Annotated in this window: 20 protein-coding genes and 1 riboswitch; of the genes, 16 read left to right on the forward strand and 4 right to left on the reverse strand. The window is 69.8% G+C overall.

What is annotated here, in order from left to right; translation table 11 throughout:
• The first annotated feature begins 80 nt into the window (after positions 1-80).
• Positions 81-1,574 carry an aldehyde dehydrogenase family protein gene (locus tag ABD912_RS18045; RefSeq protein ID WP_345153002.1) on the forward strand — a complete coding sequence of 498 codons (1,494 nt, stop codon included), beginning with the start codon at positions 81-83 and terminating at the stop codon, positions 1,572-1,574.
• A gap of 122 nt (positions 1,575-1,696) precedes the next feature.
• On the opposite strand, the gene ABD912_RS18050 is transcribed toward ABD912_RS18045, so the two are convergent.
• Entirely contained in the window at positions 1,697-2,110 is a 414-nt protein-coding gene (locus ABD912_RS18050; RefSeq protein ID WP_345153004.1) for a hypothetical protein, read from the reverse strand.
• 224 nt (positions 2,111-2,334) lie between these two features.
• On the opposite strand from ABD912_RS18050, the gene ABD912_RS18055 reads away from it, so the two are divergent.
• From ABD912_RS18055 to ABD912_RS18120, 14 genes are all read left to right on the forward strand, one after another.
• Positions 2,335-2,571: a DUF6480 family protein gene (locus tag ABD912_RS18055; RefSeq protein ID WP_345153006.1), complete on the forward strand. Its 237-nt coding sequence runs from the start codon at positions 2,335-2,337 to the stop codon at positions 2,569-2,571.
• A 138-nt stretch (positions 2,572-2,709) separates the two neighbouring features.
• A complete protein-coding gene (locus tag ABD912_RS18060) occupies positions 2,710-3,648 on the forward strand; it encodes an ABC transporter ATP-binding protein (RefSeq protein WP_345153007.1) in 939 nt (312 codons plus the stop codon).
• Between the two features lie 2 nt (positions 3,649-3,650).
• The gene (locus tag ABD912_RS18065) at positions 3,651-4,499 is read left to right on the forward strand and encodes an ABC-2 transporter permease (protein WP_345153010.1); all 849 of its coding nucleotides are present in this window, start codon (positions 3,651-3,653) and stop codon (positions 4,497-4,499) included.
• Positions 4,500-4,618: 119 nt separating this feature from the next.
• Positions 4,619-6,043 carry a sensor histidine kinase gene (locus ABD912_RS18070; RefSeq protein ID WP_345153012.1) on the forward strand — a complete coding sequence of 475 codons (1,425 nt, stop codon included), beginning with the start codon at positions 4,619-4,621 and terminating at the stop codon, positions 6,041-6,043.
• Positions 6,021-6,761: a response regulator transcription factor gene (locus tag ABD912_RS18075; protein ID WP_345153014.1), complete on the forward strand. Its 741-nt coding sequence runs from the start codon at positions 6,021-6,023 to the stop codon at positions 6,759-6,761. The genes ABD912_RS18070 and ABD912_RS18075 overlap by 23 nt, the downstream gene beginning before the upstream one ends.
• A gap of 5 nt (positions 6,762-6,766) precedes the next feature.
• A complete protein-coding gene (locus tag ABD912_RS18080) occupies positions 6,767-6,931 on the forward strand; it encodes a hypothetical protein (protein WP_345153015.1) in 165 nt (54 codons plus the stop codon).
• A 79-nt stretch (positions 6,932-7,010) separates the two neighbouring features.
• Positions 7,011-8,369, forward strand: a complete 1,359-nt coding sequence (locus ABD912_RS18085; RefSeq protein ID WP_345153017.1) for a M18 family aminopeptidase — start codon at positions 7,011-7,013, stop codon at positions 8,367-8,369.
• A gap of 170 nt (positions 8,370-8,539) precedes the next feature.
• Positions 8,540-9,145: a GNAT family N-acetyltransferase gene (locus ABD912_RS18090; protein WP_345153018.1), complete on the forward strand. Its 606-nt coding sequence runs from the start codon at positions 8,540-8,542 to the stop codon at positions 9,143-9,145.
• 101 nt (positions 9,146-9,246) lie between these two features.
• Positions 9,247-11,481, forward strand: coding sequence for an acyltransferase family protein (locus ABD912_RS18095; protein WP_345153019.1), 2,235 nt, complete (start codon positions 9,247-9,249; stop codon positions 11,479-11,481).
• Between the two features lie 224 nt (positions 11,482-11,705).
• Positions 11,706-12,011: a 30S ribosomal protein S6 gene (gene rpsF / locus ABD912_RS18100; protein ID WP_345153020.1), complete on the forward strand. Its 306-nt coding sequence runs from the start codon at positions 11,706-11,708 to the stop codon at positions 12,009-12,011.
• Positions 12,012-12,052: 41 nt separating this feature from the next.
• Positions 12,053-12,643: a single-stranded DNA-binding protein gene (locus ABD912_RS18105; protein WP_345153022.1), complete on the forward strand. Its 591-nt coding sequence runs from the start codon at positions 12,053-12,055 to the stop codon at positions 12,641-12,643.
• Positions 12,644-12,705: 62 nt separating this feature from the next.
• A complete protein-coding gene (gene rpsR, locus ABD912_RS18110) occupies positions 12,706-12,945 on the forward strand; it encodes a 30S ribosomal protein S18 (RefSeq protein WP_149956646.1) in 240 nt (79 codons plus the stop codon).
• Between the two features lie 15 nt (positions 12,946-12,960).
• Positions 12,961-13,413, forward strand: a complete 453-nt coding sequence (gene rplI, locus ABD912_RS18115) for a 50S ribosomal protein L9 (RefSeq protein WP_345153023.1) — start codon at positions 12,961-12,963, stop codon at positions 13,411-13,413.
• A gap of 178 nt (positions 13,414-13,591) precedes the next feature.
• Positions 13,592-13,705: riboswitch (SAM riboswitch) on the forward strand.
• Between the two features lie 48 nt (positions 13,706-13,753).
• Positions 13,754-14,263, forward strand: a complete 510-nt coding sequence (locus ABD912_RS18120) for a flavin reductase family protein (RefSeq protein ID WP_345153024.1) — start codon at positions 13,754-13,756, stop codon at positions 14,261-14,263.
• Here ABD912_RS18120 and ABD912_RS23590 read toward each other — a convergent pair.
• The 3 genes from ABD912_RS23590 to ABD912_RS23595 form a co-directional block, all read right to left on the reverse strand.
• Complete coding sequence (locus ABD912_RS23590) at positions 14,260-14,358, reverse strand: helix-turn-helix transcriptional regulator (RefSeq protein WP_425548104.1); 99 nt, start codon at positions 14,356-14,358, stop codon at positions 14,260-14,262. The two genes, ABD912_RS18120 and ABD912_RS23590, sit on opposite strands and share 4 nt — an antisense overlap.
• 526 nt (positions 14,359-14,884) lie before the next feature.
• Positions 14,885-15,118 carry a 4-hydroxyphenylacetate 3-hydroxylase C-terminal domain-containing protein gene (locus tag ABD912_RS18125; RefSeq protein ID WP_345153026.1) on the reverse strand — a complete coding sequence of 78 codons (234 nt, stop codon included), beginning with the start codon at positions 15,116-15,118 and terminating at the stop codon, positions 14,885-14,887.
• Positions 15,079-15,327: a 4-hydroxyphenylacetate 3-hydroxylase N-terminal domain-containing protein gene (locus ABD912_RS23595; RefSeq protein WP_425548105.1), complete on the reverse strand. Its 249-nt coding sequence runs from the start codon at positions 15,325-15,327 to the stop codon at positions 15,079-15,081. Before ABD912_RS23595 ends, ABD912_RS18125 begins: the two co-directional genes overlap by 40 nt.
• Positions 15,328-15,894: 567 nt before the next feature.
• Between ABD912_RS23595 and ABD912_RS18130 the strand changes: the two genes are divergently transcribed.
• Positions 15,895-17,340 (forward strand): ABC transporter substrate-binding protein, encoded by a 1,446-nt coding sequence (locus ABD912_RS18130; RefSeq protein ID WP_345153029.1) that lies wholly within the window; start codon positions 15,895-15,897, stop codon positions 17,338-17,340.
• Positions 17,341-17,343 lie beyond the last annotated feature (3 nt).

Genomic DNA, 17,343 nt, shown 5'->3' on the forward strand with positions numbered 1-17,343 from the left:
CGGCCTGCCGGCCTCGGCCCAGGCGGCGGATCGTGGCCGTGCGGCACACCCGTAGTCAGAGATAGAACGCAAGGAAAACCATGACCATCGCAGAAACAGGATCGTTCACCGTCCGCCGGGCGGCAGACGCGCCCGCGCCGTCCCTTCCGCCCTTCGGCCAGTTCATCGGCGGGACGTTCGTCGCGTCGAGTTCGGCCTCCACCGTCGATGTGGAGAATCCGGCCACCGAGGAGATCCTCACGCAGGTTCCCGCGGGTTCCGTCGAGGACGTCGACGCCGCCGTCGCGGCCGCCGCGGCGGCCAAGGCGGCCTGGGCGGCGAAGACCCCCAAGGATCGTTCCTCGGTTCTGCTGCGCATCGCGGACATCATCGAGGCCAACCGCGAACTTCTGGAAACCCTCGAATCCGCGAACACCGGCAAGCCGGCCGCCGTGGCCGAAGACGACATCTCGAGCGCGATCGACACTTTCAGGTTTTCGGCCGGCGCCGCCCGGGCCTTCACCACGCTCGGCGCGGACGATTACGCGGAAAACCACACCTCGGTGATCTTCCGCGAGCCCGTGGGGGTCGTCGGCGTGATCACTCCCTGGAACTACCCGCTGCTGATGGCCGCCTGGAAGATCGCCCCGATCCTGGCCGCCGGCAACACCCTGGTGCTCAAGCCCTCGGAGCAGACGCCGCTGACCACCCTCAAGCTGGCCGAACTCATCGCCTCCGAGGTTCCGGCCGGCGTCCTGAACATCGTCACCGGCTCCGGCCGGGTGGTGGGCAACCGGATCTCCGAGCACCCCGACGTCGACCTCGTGGCCATCACCGGAAGCGTCGGCAGCGGCCAGAAGGTCGCCGCCAACGCGGCCTCCACCGTCAAGCGCGTGCACCTGGAACTGGGCGGCAAGGCACCCGTCGTCGTCTTCGAGGACGCCGACCTGGAAGCCGCCGCCAAGGGCGTTCGAGAGGCCGGGTTCTGGAACGGCGGGCAGGAATGCGGCGCGGCGTGCCGCGTCCTGGTCCATGAATCGGTCGCGGACAGATTCACCGACCTGCTGGTGCGCGAGGTCAAGGAGATCTCCATCGGTGCTCCCGGGGCGGGCGAGGACGCCGAAATCGGTTCCATGATCTCAGGAGCCCACTACCGGAGGGTCCTGGAGGCGCTCGAGGACATCCGCAAGGACGGCCTGACGATCGCCGTCGGCGGCAACGCCCTGGAGGGACCGGGCTACTTCATCGAGCCCACCGTCGTGACCGATGTGCCTGCCGGCGCCGCGATCACGAGCACGGAGATCTTCGGCCCGGTCGTGTCGGTGGAAACCTTCAGCACCGACGAGGAGGCCATCGCGCGAGCCAACGAAACCATCTACGGACTTGCCGCCTCGGTGTGGACCACGAACGCCGCCCGCTCGCTGTCCGCCCCCCGTCGGCTCGACTTCGGCACGGTCTGGGTCAACTCGCACCTCGTCATCGCCAACGAAATGCCTTGGGGCGGCTTCAAGGGCTCCGGCTACGGCCGGGACCTGTCCATCTACGCCCTGGAGGACTTCTCCCGCACCAAGCACGTCATGTACAACCGCGGGTGAAAGCCTGCCTTTAGCGTGGTGTTCAGGGGCCACCTCCAACGTTCCCGGCCCCTGAACACCGCTTTTCGGTTCGCGGGCGCCCTTGGCTGCTCCGCGCCTGGGCCCGGGGGAGTCCAGGAGAGCTAGGATCCTCCCGGTCCGAAGATGAACTTCTCGGCGTGGGCGACCGCCTTCTTGAACGAGTCGTTGCGGAGGGCGGCCTGCTGCGCGTCCGCGGCACCGCCGGTTTCCACGTACTGGGTGAATCCCGGGCGCAGGACCCAGATGCCTCCCGTGGGAGGGAGGTAGAAGACCGCGAAGGAACGGGCCTCCTTCTCGTCCTGCCACACCGGAACGACGGCGACGGCCGCACCCGTGTCCACATTGATCCACTGGGCCCGCGGTCGCGGCTGGTCCTCGTCATAGACGCTGGGGTCCAGGAACGGGGCCGTGCCCGGGCCCCACTTTTCCTCGAACCTCTCATGAAACACGGGGAAGAGGTTGTCGTCGTACCGCCGCCAACCGGTATGACCCTCCCGGTCCTGTCCACCGAACATGTCGCTGCCTCCTACAGCTGATAGTCGCCCTGATCTGCATCCGTGGGTGCAGGTATTTTAGTCCCGAAGACCCTGCGGAAGCACGCATTTTCTCCGGACGCTGCCCCGCGGACATCCCCGGGAGCCGGCCCTGAACGTAGACATCGGATTGAGCAGCGACCTACCCTGAAATCGGGCTTTGCAGGTACCGCCCTGGAAGATTCCGCCGATGGCAGGAGCCGACAATGAACAGCCAGAATCCTGACCCGCTGGAGGACAACATCACCGGTTTGGAGCCTGGCGGCGGCGTTCCTCCGGGTGAAACGCCGCCGGCCGAGGCGCAGACCAGCCTCACCCAAGGGCACGACGAGGGCGGCCCGAAACCTTGGGTGCCATGGCTGTGGCTGACGGTGATATTGGGCGGCGCACTCGTCATCGTTCTCTTTTTCCTGCTCTACGCGGGAATCCTCGCCTTCGGCTAGCACCCGGGCACCGGCGATCCCAGACCCGGGCATCCACCCCTAGGGGATCACCCCTAGTCCCTTAGGCGGAGGCCGGCCGCCGCAAGATCATCCGCCGGGACGGCGCGGGCGGGGACCGGCTTCCGTAGCGTTGAAGCCATGATCCAGGCACACTCTCTGGCCAAGTCCTACGGCCCCAAGCGCGCAGTCGACGGCGTCACGTTCACTGTCCAGCCCGGCAAGGTCACCGGCTTCCTGGGCCCGAACGGCGCCGGCAAGTCCACCACCATGCGGATGGCCATGGGCCTTGACCGCCCCACCTCCGGAACCGTCACCGTCAACGGCAAGGCGCTCGCCGAGCACCGGGCCCCGCTGCGCGAGGTCGGTGCCCTGCTGGAGGCCAAGTCCGTCCACAAGTCCCGCACCGCCCGCGCCCACCTCTCGGCGCTGGCGGCCACCCACGGCATCGGCCGGGCCCGCGTCGACGAGGTCATCGGCATCACCGGCCTCGGCGCCGTCGCCGGCAAGAAGGTCGGAGGGTTCTCCCTGGGCATGGGCCAGCGCCTCGGCATCGCCGCGGCCCTGCTCGGGGACCCGCAGACCCTGATCCTGGACGAGCCGGTCAACGGCCTCGATCCCGAGGGCGTGCTGTGGGTGCGCAACCTGGCCCGCAGCCTCGCGGCCGAGGGGCGCACCGTGTTCCTCTCCTCCCACCTGATGAGCGAGATGGCGCAGACCGCGGACCACCTGATCGTCATCGGCCGCGGCAGCATCCTCGCCGACGCGCCGATCGGGGAGATCCTCGCCGCCCAGAACCGCACCCGCACGCTGGTGCGCACCGAGCAGCCCGCCGACCTGGCCAACGCGCTCGCGGCGCCCGGGGTCGGCGTGACCGCGCTCGACGCCGAGACGCTCGAGGTCCTCGGCGTGGACGCGCGGACCATCGCCCGGCGGGCGCTGGACCGGCAGATCCTCATCCACGAACTCACCCCGCTGCAGGCCTCCCTGGAAGAGGCGTACCTGGAGCTCACCAAGGACGACGTCGAGTACCACTCCGCGGGCATCGGGGCCGTCCCCGTCGCCGGAAAGCAGGCATGACCATGGCAACGCAACAGATCGCGGCCCTGCGGAACGACGCCGGCCGCACCGATGGTGCGCACCTGAGCTTCGGGCGCGTGCTGCGTTCCGAAACCATCAAGTTCACCAGCCTCCTGTCCACGCTGATCCTGGTGCTGGCCACCGTGGCCGTGCTGGTCGGCTTCGGCGCCCTCGGCGCCTGGGGCATCGGCTCCTCCCTCGAGGCCATGGGCCCGGAGATCTTCGAGGCCGAGGGCGGCCTCGACGGCATCGCCAACACCCTCGCCAGCACCGGCATCACCTTCGCCCAGCTGATCATCGGCTCGCTCGCGGTGCTGGTCATCAGCTCCGAGTTCGCCACCGGCTCGGCGCGGGCCACCTTCTCCGCGGTCCCGAAGCGCTACCCGGTGTTCCTGGCCAAGGCGTTGCTGGTTGCCGTCGTGTCCTACGTGGTGGCCGCCGCCTCCATGCTGCTCGCCGCCGTCGTCATCAACCCGATCGTCGAGCACTACGGGCTGGAGCAGGACCTCGGGTCCGAGGCCTTCCAGCGCATGCTCTGGATCGGCGCCCTGTACGTCACCGCGGTCGCGCTGATCGGCTTCTCGCTGGGAGCGCTGCTGCGCAACTCCGCCGGCGGCATCGTCTCCCTGGCCGGGCTGTTCTTCGTGCTGCCGATCGCCTTCCAGCTGATCCCGGGCGACTTCATCGCCGACCTGCGCCGGTTCCTGCCCTCCGAGGCGGCCAACCAGCTGATCAGCGGCGTCACGGGGCCGGACATGCTGGAGCTGTGGCAGTCCTGGCTGGTCTTCGGCGCCTGGGTGGTCCTCCCGCTGGCGGCCGCCGGGTTCGTCCTGCAGCGCCGCGACATCTAGCCGCACCACCTCAACAAGCGGTACCCCCACTAAGCCCCGGGCGGGGCGGCGGAACGAACGGCCGCCGCCTCGCCCGGAACACCCCTTCCACCCCGCCCGCCGGAAGCTAAGCTCAGACCATGACCCCAGCCCCGCAGCAGGAGACGCCGGAGATCCCCGACGTCTCCTTTGCCGAACTGTCGGCGCAGCGGCAGGGGCCGCTGCGCCGCTTCATGCGCGGGCGCCCGGTCACCGTGGACGTCATCGTCTGCCTGCTCTACCTGGCCTTCTCCGCCGCCGGCCCCGTGCAGGGGCTGCTGCGCGGGGAGTGGACCCCCGCGGCCCTGACGCTGATCATCGCGGCCCTGCTGTTCCTGCGCCGGCGCTACCCGATGGCGGTCCTGGCCGGCGTCACGGTCCTGGAGACCGCGGTGGTGGTGACCGAACCGCTGGACTCCACGAACGGCCTGGGCCTGTGGGTCGCCCTGTATTCGGCGGCCACCAAGTATTCCGGAAAGCGCATGTTCGCCCTGGCCGCGCTGATCAGTGCCGTCCAGGCGCTGGCGATGGCGGTCGTCCTGCCGTCGGCGGCGCTGCACCCGCTGCCGGGCCAGGAACTGGCCGCCGCCACGATCACCGAGGACCCGGCCATCGTGTGGCTGGGAGCGGCCCTGATGTCGGCGCTGAACCTCGGGGCGGTCGCGCTGGGCGCCTGGGTGCGCAACAGCCGGCTGCACGAGGCCGAACTGGCCAACTGGGCCAACCGCGTCCGCACCCTCGCCCAGGCCACCGAACGGAACCGGATCGCCCGCGAGATGCACGACGTCGTCGCGCACTCGCTCTCGGTGATGATCGCCCTCTCCGACGGCGCCTCGGTGGTCATCAAGCGCGACCCCGAACGCGCCGCCGAGGTGCTGCGCGAACTCTCCTCCACCGGCCGCGGCGCGCTCGCGGACATGCGCCGCGTGATCGGCGTCCTGCGGGCCGGGCCCGACGCGCCGCTGCAGCCGCAGCCGGCGGCGGGATCGCTGAAGGAGATGCTCGACGGCTTCCGCGTCGCCGGGGTGCCGCTGAAGTTCGAGCGCACCGGCCCGGACCTGCCGGAGGACGCCAGCTTCCAGCTCACCGTCTACCGCATCATCCAGGAGAGCCTGACCAACGTGCTGCGCTACGGCCGCGGGGTGAGCCGGGTGGAGGTGCTGATCGACCGCGACGGTGACACCGTGCGGATCAGGATCGCCGACGACGGCCAGCTGGCCGGGACGGCGCGGGAGCCGGTCGGCAGCGGGCAGGGCCTGCGCGGCATCGCCGAGCGGGCCGCGATCTTCGGCGGCTCCTCCTACGCCGGCCCGGGCCCGCAGGGCGGCTGGGTGGTCCATGTGATCATGACCGTCCCCGAGGACCAGCGCCGGCCAGACGACGACGCCGGCTCGCGCGCCGGGCGCGGGGGTGCTGCCCCCGCCGCACGCACCAACACCGCACACGCGGGCACCACACGCACCAACACCACAGAAACGAAATCCACGAGGGGGGAGGTCCGGAATGGACCACGCAACGACGCCTAGCGGCCCGATCGCCGATCGCGACCCGGAGGCGCCCATCAGCGTGCTGCTGGTCGACGACCAGCCGCTGCTGCGCATGGGGTTCCGGCTGATTCTTGAGGGCGAGCCGGACCTGCGGATCGTGGGGGAGGCCTCCGACGGCCGCGAGGGCGTGGCCGAGGCCGCCCGGCTGCAGCCCGACGTCGTGCTCATGGACGTGCGGATGCCGACGATGGACGGCATCGAGGCGACCCGGCGCATCGCCGCGGCCGGCGTCTCCTCCCGGATCATCATCCTGACCACCTTCGACCTCGACGAGTACGCGTTCGCCGGACTGCAGGCCGGCGCCTCCGCCTTCCTGCTCAAGGACGTCGCCCCGGAGGAACTGGTCCAGGCCGTGCGCCTGGTGGCCAGCGGGGACGCCGTCGTCGCCCCGCGCGTGACCCAGCGGCTGCTGGAGACCTACGTGCGCGGCGCCGGCGCCGCGCCCCAGCAGCAGCGCGTCCCGGAGCGGGACCCGCTGCTGGAGGACCTGACCCCGCGCGAGCTCGAGGTCCTGGGCGCGATGGCCGAGGGGCTCTCCAACGCGGAGATCGCCCATCGCTTCTTCCTCTCCGAGGCGACCGTCAAGACGCACGTGCGCCGGATCCTGACCAAGCTCCACCTGCGGGACAGGGTGCAGGCGGTGGTCTATTCCTACGAGACCGGGCTGGTGGTTCCCAGCCAGGGACTGGATTTCTGAGCCCCGTGAACATCGAGTTCCTCCGCAACCCGTGGTTCATGGTGTCGGTGCTGCTGCTTTCCGGCGGCGCGTTCCTGGTGGCGGTGCTCGGGGCGTCCGCCGCGGGCTGGAGTAGCATCGTGCTGGGCTCGGGGATGTTCCTCTTCGCCCGCTACCGGCAGGGCGTCTGACCGCGCCTGGCGCGCACCGCAGCAAGCCGGCCGACCCGCCCGACCAACCCAGTCCGACCAAACAAGGATGGCACCGACGATGGCCCCCAGCAGCACCGCGGAGGACAGCACCACCGGCCCGAACGGCGCTACCCCCAACGGCGCCGGCCCGGACGATGCCGCCCCGGATGATGCCGCCGGGCACCTGGCCGACCTGGGCGACTTCGTGGCCGCCTCCCCGTCCAGCTTCCACGCCGCCGCCGAGGCCGCCCGCCGGCTGGACGAGGCAGATTTCGTGTGCCTGGCCGAGGCCGACCCCTGGCCCGCCGGTCCCGGGTCCTACTACGCGGTGCGCGACGGCGCCATCATCGCCTGGGTGGTCCCCGAGGGCGCCGGCGCCGCCACCGGCTTCCACATCGTCGGCTCCCACACCGACTCCCCGTCCTTCAAGCTCAAGCCCAAGCCCACCACCGGCCGCCACGGCTGGCTGCAGGCCGGCGTCGAGATCTACGGCGGGCCGCTGCTGAACTCGTGGCTGGACCGCGAACTGCTGCTCGCCGGCCGGATCGCCATGCTGGACGGGTCCGAGCACCTGGTCCGCACCGGCCCGCTCCTGCGCTTCCCGCAGCTGGCCATCCACCTGGACCGCTCGGTCAACGAGGGGCTGACGCTGGACAAGCAGCAGCACATGAACCCGGTGTGGGGGACCGGGGACCCCGCAAAGGCGGACCTGCTGGCGCTGCTGGCCGGGGCCGCGGGGGTGGACCCGGCCCAGGTGGGCGGGTACGACGTCGTTGCCGCCGATGCGCAGCCGGCGGCGGTGTTCGGCGGGGACGGGGAGTTCTTCGCCTCCGGCCGGCTGGACAACCTCTCCTCCGTGCATGCGTCCCTGGCGGCGCTGATCGGGCACGCCGCCGCTCCCGAGGGCGGGCACATCGCGGTGCTGGCGGCCTTCGACCACGAGGAGATCGGCTCCGCCACCCGCTCCGGGGCCTCGGGGCCGTTCCTGCAGGAGGTCCTCGAGCGCATCTCCGCCGGCCTGGGCGCCGGCCTGGAGGACCGCGCCCGCGGGTACGCGGACTCGGTGTGCGTCTCCGCCGACGCCGGGCACGCCGTCCATCCGAACTACTCCGAGCGTCACGACCCGGCGAACCGGCCGCTGCTCGGCGCCGGGCCGCTGCTGAAGATCAACGCGAACCAGCGCTACGCCACGGACGCCGTCGGCGCGGCGCTGTGGGCGCGGCTGTGCGCGGAGGTGCAGGTGCCCTACCAGGAGTTCGTGTCCAACAACGTGATGCCGTGCGGCTCCACGATCGGGCCGCTGACCGCGACCCGGCTGGGCATCCGCACCGTGGACGTGGGCATCCCGCTGCTGTCGATGCATTCGGCCCGCGAGATGTGCGGCGTCGAGGACCCGCACCGGCTCTCCCGCGTGGCCCGGGCGTTCTTCGCCGCCTGAGCCGGGACTTTTCCCCAACGCTGTCCCCGGATCCGACGGAAAGGTGGTCCCATTCGGCCGGATCCGGGGACAGCGTGCGCCGTTGCGGCGGCTGACGCGTCGCCAAGCGCGGCCAGCGGGAGCATGATGGTGGATGGACACCGGCACGGACCCGAAGGACGGTGGCGAACATGCCGGAAGCGGCCTTTGCCTTCAAACCCACATTGCGGGGCGAACGGGCCCTGCTGCGCCCGTTCGAGCCGGCGGACATCGAGGCGATGGGCCCCATCCTGGCCGACCCCGAGGTGCTGCACCTGACCGGAAGCGTGCATACCTCCGCCGACCTGGTGGACCGCCCCACCGTCCTCGATGCCAAGACGCGCCTGTGGTACCGGACCCGCGCGGAGCAGCCCGACCGGATGGACCTGGCCGTCGTCGACCCGGCCAGCGGCGAATGCGTCGGGGAGATCGTGCTCAACGACTGGGAGCCGGGTAACCAGACGTGCAACCTGCGCATCCTCATCGGCCCCCGCGGACGCGGACGCGGCCTCGGCACCGAGGCCATCCGGCTGCTGCTGGACTACGCGTTCGCCCAGACGGACCTGTTCCGGATCGAGCTTGAGGTCTACACGTTCAACACCCGCGCGCTGCGCGTCTACGAGCGGGTGGGATTCATCCCCGAGGGCCGCCGCCGCGCCGCGCACGTCTTCGACGGGGTCCGCTTCGACGCGATCACCATGTCGGTGCTGCTGCCGGACTGGATGGAAGGGACAGCCCCCGCGGACCCGATGCCGTAGCCGAAACCGTCCACCGGGCCGACCTGGTGGAATTCGCCCGAGTGGAGTGCGGCCACCTGCACGCCATTACCCGTTTACCCTGCCGTGGTGGAGTGGTGGCCGTGAACCGCCCCGACCCGTCACCGCCGCCCGGGCACCCCTCCGCAGGGCTCCCATCCGCCGGCCCCCCAGCGGCCGAGTCCGCTCCCGGCCAGGCCCGCCGTTTCCTCCCCGAGGTCCAGGCCCTGCGCGCCCTGGCCGTCCTGCTGGTGGTCGCCTACCACTTCGCGCCCGGCCTGGTCCCCGGCGGCTTCGTGGGCGTGGACGTCTTCTTCGTGATCTCCGGATTCCTCATCACCGGCCACCTGCTGCGCGAGGTCCGCGCCACCGGCCGGATCGACCTGCCGGCCTTCTGGGCCGGGCGGGTGCGCCGGATCCTTCCGGCCGCGCTGGCCACCGTTGCCGCCGTCGTGGTTGCAACGCTGCTCCTGGAGCCGGAAACGCAGTGGGGGCTGGCCAGCCGCCAGGCGCTGGCCAGCGTCTTCTCCGTGCAGAACTGGGTGCTGGCCGCCGACGCGGTGGACTACCTGGCCGCGGAGCACCAGCCCACGGCGCTGCAGCACTTCTGGTCCCTGGGCGTCGAGGAGCAGTTCTACCTCGTCTGGCCGTTGCTGGTCGCGGGTGCGGCCGCCCTGGCCGCCGGCCGCACCGTGCTCCGGTCCCGATCCCGGCCCCGGGCGCCGTTCCCGCTCCGGTCGGGGGACCGTTTCCCGGCCCTCGCCGGGGCGCTGTTCGGCGCCGTGGTGGTGGCGTCCCTGGGCTGGAGCATCCACCTGACCGGTGCGGGAGACCCGGCCGCCTACTTCGTGACCCCCACCCGCGTCTGGGAACTGGCCGCCGGCGGCCTGCTCGCGCTGGGCATGGAGTCCCGGCCGGATCCGTGGCCCTGGCGCCCGTGGTTGTGGCCGGGGCCGGCCCGCGCGGCGGTGGCGCTCGCCGGATTCGCGGCCATCGCCGCGGCGGCCTTCGGGTACGACGCCGGCACCCCCTTCCCGGGTGGTGCGGCGGCACTGCCGGTGGCCGGGACGGCGGCCGTGATCGCGGCCGGGCGGACGTCCGGCCCGCTCGCGCTGAACCGGCTGCTGGGCCTGGCGCCGGTGCAGTGGGTGGGGGACGTGTCCTATTCGCTGTACCTGTGGCATTGGCCGGTGCTGGTGTTCCTGGGACCGCGCCTTGCGGGCTGGACTCGCGGCCGGGACCCGGGCGAGTCTCCCGGGTGGGAGGCTGCGCCGCAGGTTGCGGGTCTGGTTCTGGCCTCGCTGCTGCTGGCCGCGGCCAGCCACCGGTTCATCGAGGTTCCGGCCCGGCGGTTCGCCCCGCTCGCGGCGTCCCGCTGGCGGACCCTGGCGGCCGGGACCGCCGCCGTCGCACTCGCGGCGGGACTCGCCGTCGTGCCCGGGCTGCGGCAGCAGGCAGTGGTGGCCGGGCAGCAGGACGCGGCGGGGCAGCTGCTCGCCGACCCGCCTCCGGACTTCGGCGCCTCCGCCGGGGGAGGGCTGCCTCCGGCGTACGTGGACGGGACCCGGACGGTCGTCCCCGTGCCCGCGCGCGCGGAGCAGGACCGCCCCCGCTTGGGTGCCTGCATCCAGGGGCAATCCTCCGCAGAGAGGCACGAGTGCACGTTCGGCGCCGAGGGCGGGACCGTGACGGTCGCCCTGATCGGGGACTCCCACGCCGTCCAGTGGTACCAGCCGATGCTGCAGGCCGCGCAGCGCAACGGCTGGACCCTGGTCACCTACCTGAAGAATTCCTGCCCCTTCAGCGCCGCGACGCGCACGCTGGAACTCAAGGGCCGCACGGAATGCACCGAGCCGAACCAGCGGACCCTGGAACGGATCCTGGAGCGCGGGGACATCGACGCGGTGGTGACCTCCTACTGGGCCGGAGCCGAATTCGCCGGATCCGCGGCGGAGGGGTTCGCCGCCTACTGGGAACGGCTGGAGGACGCGGGGATCCAGGTGTACCCGATCGTGGACACCCCGCGGCCCGGGCACCGGGTCCCCACCCCGGACTGCGTCGTGGAGCATGCGCCGGCCCCGCGCCCGTGCGGCGCCCCGGAAGGCGCGGCCTTCGAGCGCGCGGACGCCACCCGGCAGGCCGCCAGGCTGGAGCCCCGGGTGGACGTGCTGGACTTCCGGGACAGGTTCTGCGCCGACGGTTTCTGCCCGGCGGTGGTCGGCAACGTCCTGGTCTACCGGGACCACCACCACGTCACCGACACGTACATGCGCACCCTGGCGCCGGCGTTCGGGGACCGGCTCGGTGCGGCCCTGCGGGCCGACGGGCTGGACTGGTGACATCCCGCCGTCCACAACCCCGGCGCGGCCCGCATCCGCGCACTGCCGGCCGGCGGGCGGGACCGCGCGCCCACCGGCGCGTTTAGGGTGGGGAGCGGGTATCCGGTAGGATGGGTCAGGCTGTTTCCGCCGTGTTCGCAACCGGACGAAGGCGGGAACACAACGCAAAGAACCTCCTGTTACGGATATCCCGTGACCGCTTAGCCCGAAGGAGGTGGGTTCACATGCGTGCTTATGAACTGATGGTGCTGATCGACCCCGAGGTCGACGAGCGTACCGTTGAACCGACCCTTGCCAAGTTCCTGGACGTCGTCCGCAACGATGGCGGAACCATTGACAACGTAGATGTCTGGGGCCGTCGCCGCTTGGCCTACGACATCAAGAAGAAGAACGAGGCCATCTACGTGGTGGTTAACTTCACCGCAACCCCGGCCACCTCCGCGGAGCTTGACCGCCAGCTGTCTCTGAACGAGACCATCCTGCGCACCAAGATCATCCGCCCGGAGGACCAGAAGGTTTCCGCAGAGTAATTCTGCGGTTTCCCTCGTAGAACAAGACGACAGGAGGCACGATGGCAGGCGAGACCGTCATCACGGTTATCGGTAATCTCACCGGTGACCCGGAACTTCGTTTCACCCCGTCCGGGTCCGCAGTGGCGAACTTCACCATTGCCTCGACCCCGCGGACCTTTGACCGTCAGAGCAACGACTGGAAGGACGGCGAAACGCTGTTCCTTCGCGCGTCGGTCTGGCGCGAGGCTGCCGAAAATGTCGCCGAGACGCTGACCAAGGGCATGCGAGTCATCGCCCAGGGCCGGCTGAAGTCGCGTTCCTACGAGACCAAGGAAGGCGAGAAGCGCACCGTAATCGAGCTCGAGGTCGATGAAATCGGCCCGTCGCTGCGGTACGCCTCCGCCAAGGTCACCCGCACCCAGCGCTCCGGCGGTGGTGGCAACGGTGGCTTCGGCGGCGGCAACGCCGGCGGTTTCGGTGGCGGCAACGCAGGCGCCAACGCCGGTGGTTTCGGTGGCGGCGGCAACGCCGGCGCCAACTCCGGTGGCAACTGGGGCGCCCCGGCCGAGGACCCGTGGGGTTCCCCGGCTTCCGGCAACAACGGCGGAGGCTGGGGCAGCAACCCGGGCTCCGACGAACCGCCTTTCTAAACAACTTATCCACCATCCCGCAGAGAACTTCTGCGGGCTCCCCTTAGTAAAGGAGCTCCACGATGGCTAAGGCTGAACTCCGTAAGCCCAAACCAAAGTCCAACCCCCTGAAGGCCGCTGACGTCAAGGTCATCGACTACAAGGACGTCGCGCTGCTGCGCAAGTTCATCTCCGACCGCGGAAAGATCCGTGCCCGTCGCGTGACCGGCGTCTCCGTCCAGGAGCAGCGCAAGATCGCTCAGGCCATCAAGAACGCGCGCGAAGTTGCCCTGCTGCCTTACTCCGGCGCTGGCCGCGGCTAAGGAAGGGAAACCAACATGGCAAAGCTCATTCTGACCCATGAAGTCACCGGCCTGGGTGCCGCTGGCGACGTCGTCGAGGTGAAGGACGGTTACGCACGTAACTACCTGCTGCCCCGCAACTTCGCCATCACCTGGAGCAAGGGTGGCGAGAAGCAGGTCGAGTCCATCAAGGCCGCCCGTGCTGCCCGCGCCGTCGCTTCCCTGGAAGAGGCCAAGCAGCTCGCTGCGTCCCTGTCCGCCAAGCCGGTCAAGCTGACCGTCAAGGCTGGCGCCACGGGCCGCCTGTTCGGCACCGTCAAGGCCGACGACGTCGCCAAGGCTGTCGAGGCCGCTGGCCTGGGCAAGATCGACAAGCGCAAGGTGGAAATCACCGAGCACATCAAGTCGACCGGTGCCCACCAGGCCACCGTCCGCCTGCACGAGGACGTCTCCGCGACCATCGACCTGCAGGTCGTCGCCGCGAAGTAAGTCTGGCAACAGCATTCCACCGGTGCCCTAGGGTGCCGCGTGGCGAAAGGGTCCCGCTTCGGCGGGGCCCTTTTGCGTTTCCTCAAATTGCGTTCTGACAGCCCGTTTCGACGCAGTACGCAACAGAAGCCCGGGTTCCTTTGACCGGGCGCCCGCCAGCGCCGTAGCGTTGGTGACGAATCAAGAGCGTCAACGCGAAGCCCTGGCTTGTTGGCCGACAACCCTCTTTCGGTAGTGGGGTGTTCCAGGTGATGATTCGGCCGCCCGGAAAACCGGCCGGCAAGTACCGCGTGGGGGGGGCGCCATACCACCCGCGCGCCCGACGTCGAAGGATCAAGCCATGGCCCTCACCGATGACCTCTCCGCGAACTCCCTGCGCACCGCCTTCTCCCGCTTCCCCTCCGGCGTCGCGGCGCTGTGCGCGATCGTCGACGGCGAGCCCCAGGGCATCGTCGCCTCCTCCTTCACCGTGGGCGTGTCCCTGGAGCCGCCGCTGGTGATGTTCGCCGTTCAGAACTCCTCCCGCACCTGGCCGGTGGTGCGCCGCAACGCGCGCATCGGCGTGTCCATCCTCGGCGAGGCCCACGAGGACGTCTGCCGCCAGATCTCCGCCCGCACCGGCGACCGCTTCGCCGGGCTGGCCCTGGACTCCACCGACGAGGGCGCGCTGTTCCTGCACGACGCCGCCCTGTGGCTGGACTGCTCCGTGGAGCAGGAGATCCCGGCCGGGGACCACCACGTGGTGCTACTGCGCGTGCACGGCCACGCCACGCACGACGACGCCCACGCCCCGCTGGTCTTCCACGGCTCCGCGTTCCGCCGGCTGCAGAGCCGCGACGCGCTGGTCTAGCCGCCCCGGTTCCCGGCCCGCGCCGCGAGATCCCGCCGATAGGCGTTGGGGGAGCGGCCGCAGGCCTGCCGGAAGACGCGGGAGAAGTGCCGCACGTCGCGGCCCCCACCGTTCGGCGACGAACCCCATGGCGTCCGCGAAAGAGGCGGTCACCAGGTCCACCGGCGCCGCCGACTCCCCGTTGAACCGCCGGGCATAGGGCAGCGTCGAGTCGTGGACCGTGAAGTCCTTGGGTCCCAGCGCCGCCGAGTTGGCGCCCTGTTCGATGGTGCTCCGGCCCGCCAGGTGCAGCGAGATGCCGACGAACGGGTCCGCCCCGGCCGCGGCCAGCCGTTTGGTTCGGTCCACCCAGTGCGGCCCGGAGGAAACCGTGAAGGGCCGGATCCCGTTGACGGTGACGGCCTCGATCAGCGCCGAAGGAGGGGTGCTCGCTCCTGATTCCCAGCGGCAGCATCAGCCCGTCCACCAGCACCCGCCGCTCGGGCAGGTGCGCCGCGGTGCGCGCGCAGTATCCGCCCTCCGGGCCGTCCTTTCCGCCATCCTCACCAAGCCATGCACGACGCCGGCCCGCGCCACCAAGGCGGGGCCGGCGTCGTGCGGTGCCCGCTAGAGATTGAACTGCTACAGGTTGAATCGGCCGATCATGTTCACGTCCTTATTGCGACCAGGCCCGGGACGGTCCAGTAGTCCTCGTCGCACTCGCCCATGAACTGGTCGGCGAACGCCCCCGTAGCTGCCCCGGTAGTAGCGCTCGTCGTGCTTGTGGCGGGAGCCGAACCCGGTGTTGGTGGCGTCCCACAGGGCCTTGAGGGTCTTCACGCGCTGCAGGGAATCGATGCCGTTGGACCCGGGCACATACTGGCCAGGAAGGACGCCTTGCAGTCCGGGCTGCGCCCCATCCAGCCGTAGGACATTTTGGCCCACTCGGCGATCGCGTCACGGCCCTTGATCAGGTCCGCGGAGGACTTCGGGGCCCTGAACCAAGCGTAGGTGCGGCCTTCCGCTGCCCCCAACCCTACGGATGTATGCCCCGCTGTGGGCGCAGAGTGCAGGAGGGGGGGCATCCCAGCTCAGAGCGTCTGGCCCGCCGCGGCCCGGGCCCGCCGGGACGGACCACCACATCCTGTGACCCGTGGTGCGGGTGTCAATGCCTGGGGTGTGGAACGGGATGGTGCTGGGCGCATGTGGTGGTTTCCTCCCGGGAGGCGACGTGCCCGGCGCCCGGGCGGCGGGGGCTTGGAAATGCGTCCGGCCGGCGCCGTCGAGGTGCCTCATTCCTTGGAGGCCGAAAACCGACAAATCACCATCGGGCATACCAAAAGTGGAAATTGGCCAAGAAATCTTGCCAATTAAGGTGACATGAACCACGTTCTATGGAAATCTGTATACCAGTTGAGGTCGACTGGTTCCTGCGAGATCGGATGCCGGGCCGAACTCACCGAACCGAGCGGCACTCCCTGATCAGCTTCGCCCGCCCCTAGGGCAGGCACATTGAAAGGTTTCCCATGGCTCGCACCACTTTCCGGATGACATCCCTGCTGGCGGCTTGCGTCGGCACGGGCCTTCTTGTGACATCTTGTGGTCTCTCCGCCCCTGCTTCGACGAATGGGGCCCCGTCCCGCGACGAGGCCGTGGTGATCGGTACACGCCTGATGGCGGAAACGCTCGACCCGCAGCAGGCCTCGAACGCAACCAACGAGTTCTACAACGCGCCGGTCTACAACACCCTGGTGACGTTCAACGCCCAGGGGGAACTCGCTCCCGAACTCGCCGTCGAGTGGGAGATCGCCAAGGACGCGAAGTCCTTGACCCTGAAACTGCGGGACGGCGTCACCTTCCACAGCGGCAACCCGTTCACGGCCGACGACGTCGTCTACACCCTGGAACGGGCCAAGAAGGTGGGCACCGGAGTCGCCGCTTTCATCGCGGGCGTCGAGTCCGCCACCGCCCAGGACGACTCCACCGTGACGATCAAGTTGCGCGAGACCAACCTGGACGCCATCAACGCCTTGAGCATGGTCTACATCCTCGACTCGGCCCTGGTGAAGCAGCACGAAGGCAACGACAACGCACAGCAGTGGCTGGCAAACAACGACGCCGGCTCCGGCGCCTTCGCGATGAAGGCCTTCAAGCCCAGCCAGCAGGTCTCGCTCGCCCGATTCGACGGCTACTGGGAGCCGCTTGCAGGCCGCCCGTCCGTCTTGGAAATGCGGATGATCCCCGAAGCCAGCGCCGTCCGCGATGAACTGCAAGCCGGCGGCATCGATATCGGCTACGAAATCGCGGCGGCTGACAAGCCCCTCTTCGAATCGTCCGACAAGTACCAGGTCGTCACCATCCCGGGTCCGATCCAGACCTACGTGAACCTGAATATGAAGGGCAAGTGGACCTCCGATCCCCGGGTGCGCGAAGCGCTGCAGCTTTCCTACGACTACCAGGGCCACCTGGACACCATCCTGCACGGCCGGGGCAAGTTCGCCACCGGCCTGGCTTCGGACACCGTCCGGTGCCGTGCCGAGCTGCCCGCGCTCCACCAGGACCTGGAACGGGCCAAGAGCCTGATCAAGGAGGCAGGCGCCGAGGGAGCGACCCTGACGCTCGCCTACCAAACCGGCCCGGTCGAGCACAACATGGCCGGCACCGTCCTCCAGTCTTCCCTGCGAGAGATCGGCCTGAACGTCGAGATCAAGAACGTGACCTTCCCGCAGTACCTGGAGATGCTCTCCTCGCCCGAGACGGTGCCCGACCTCGGGATCGCCTGGGACTTCGCCGCGTACCCGTCGGTCGGCCCCATGCTGCAGCGGGCCTGGCATTCCTCCGCGATCGGACAGACCAACGCGTCCCAGTACAGCAACGCCCAGGTCGATGCCCTTCTCGATGCGTCCGCGGAAAGCGTCGATGCCCAGCAGGCCTGTGACGACCTTGTCGAGGCCCAAAAGCTCATTGCCGCAGACCGTCCGACCCTGTACGTGGCCAACCGCGCCATCCAGATCATTGCCGACAAGCGCGTGACCGGCATCCAATTCATGCCCACGAGCCAGGTGTTCGACGCGAGCCTCATTGAGCTCGCCAAGTAACCG

The organism is Arthrobacter ginkgonis (assembly GCF_039540195.1).
Classification (GTDB): domain Bacteria; phylum Actinomycetota; class Actinomycetes; order Actinomycetales; family Micrococcaceae; genus Zafaria; species Zafaria ginkgonis.

Bases quoted from the DNA above. Each gene is read 5' to 3' on its own strand.
- ABD912_RS18045 (WP_345153002.1), top strand. From the start codon at position 81: ATGACCATCGCAGAAACAGGATCGTTCACCGTCCGCCGGGCGGCAGAC.
- ABD912_RS18085 (WP_345153017.1), top strand. From the start codon at position 7,011: ATGGCCCCCAGCAGCACCGCGGAGGACAGCACCACCGGCCCGAACGGC.
- ABD912_RS18050 (WP_345153004.1), bottom strand. From the start codon at position 2,110: ATGTTCGGTGGACAGGACCGGGAGGGTCATACCGGTTGGCGGCGGTAC.
- rpsF (WP_345153020.1), top strand. From the start codon at position 11,706: ATGCGTGCTTATGAACTGATGGTGCTGATCGACCCCGAGGTCGACGAG.
- ABD912_RS18120 (WP_345153024.1), top strand. From the start codon at position 13,754: ATGGCCCTCACCGATGACCTCTCCGCGAACTCCCTGCGCACCGCCTTC.
- ABD912_RS18055 (WP_345153006.1), top strand. From the start codon at position 2,335: ATGAACAGCCAGAATCCTGACCCGCTGGAGGACAACATCACCGGTTTG.
- ABD912_RS18060 (WP_345153007.1), top strand. From the start codon at position 2,710: ATGATCCAGGCACACTCTCTGGCCAAGTCCTACGGCCCCAAGCGCGCA.
- ABD912_RS18075 (WP_345153014.1), top strand. From the start codon at position 6,021: ATGGACCACGCAACGACGCCTAGCGGCCCGATCGCCGATCGCGACCCG.
- rplI (WP_345153023.1), top strand. From the start codon at position 12,961: ATGGCAAAGCTCATTCTGACCCATGAAGTCACCGGCCTGGGTGCCGCT.
- ABD912_RS18070 (WP_345153012.1), top strand. From the start codon at position 4,619: ATGACCCCAGCCCCGCAGCAGGAGACGCCGGAGATCCCCGACGTCTCC.
- ABD912_RS18105 (WP_345153022.1), top strand. From the start codon at position 12,053: ATGGCAGGCGAGACCGTCATCACGGTTATCGGTAATCTCACCGGTGAC.
- ABD912_RS23595 (WP_425548105.1), bottom strand. From the start codon at position 15,327: ATGCCCCCCCTCCTGCACTCTGCGCCCACAGCGGGGCATACATCCGTA.
- ABD912_RS18065 (WP_345153010.1), top strand. From the start codon at position 3,651: ATGGCAACGCAACAGATCGCGGCCCTGCGGAACGACGCCGGCCGCACC.
- ABD912_RS18090 (WP_345153018.1), top strand. From the start codon at position 8,540: ATGCCGGAAGCGGCCTTTGCCTTCAAACCCACATTGCGGGGCGAACGG.
- rpsR (WP_149956646.1), top strand. From the start codon at position 12,706: ATGGCTAAGGCTGAACTCCGTAAGCCCAAACCAAAGTCCAACCCCCTG.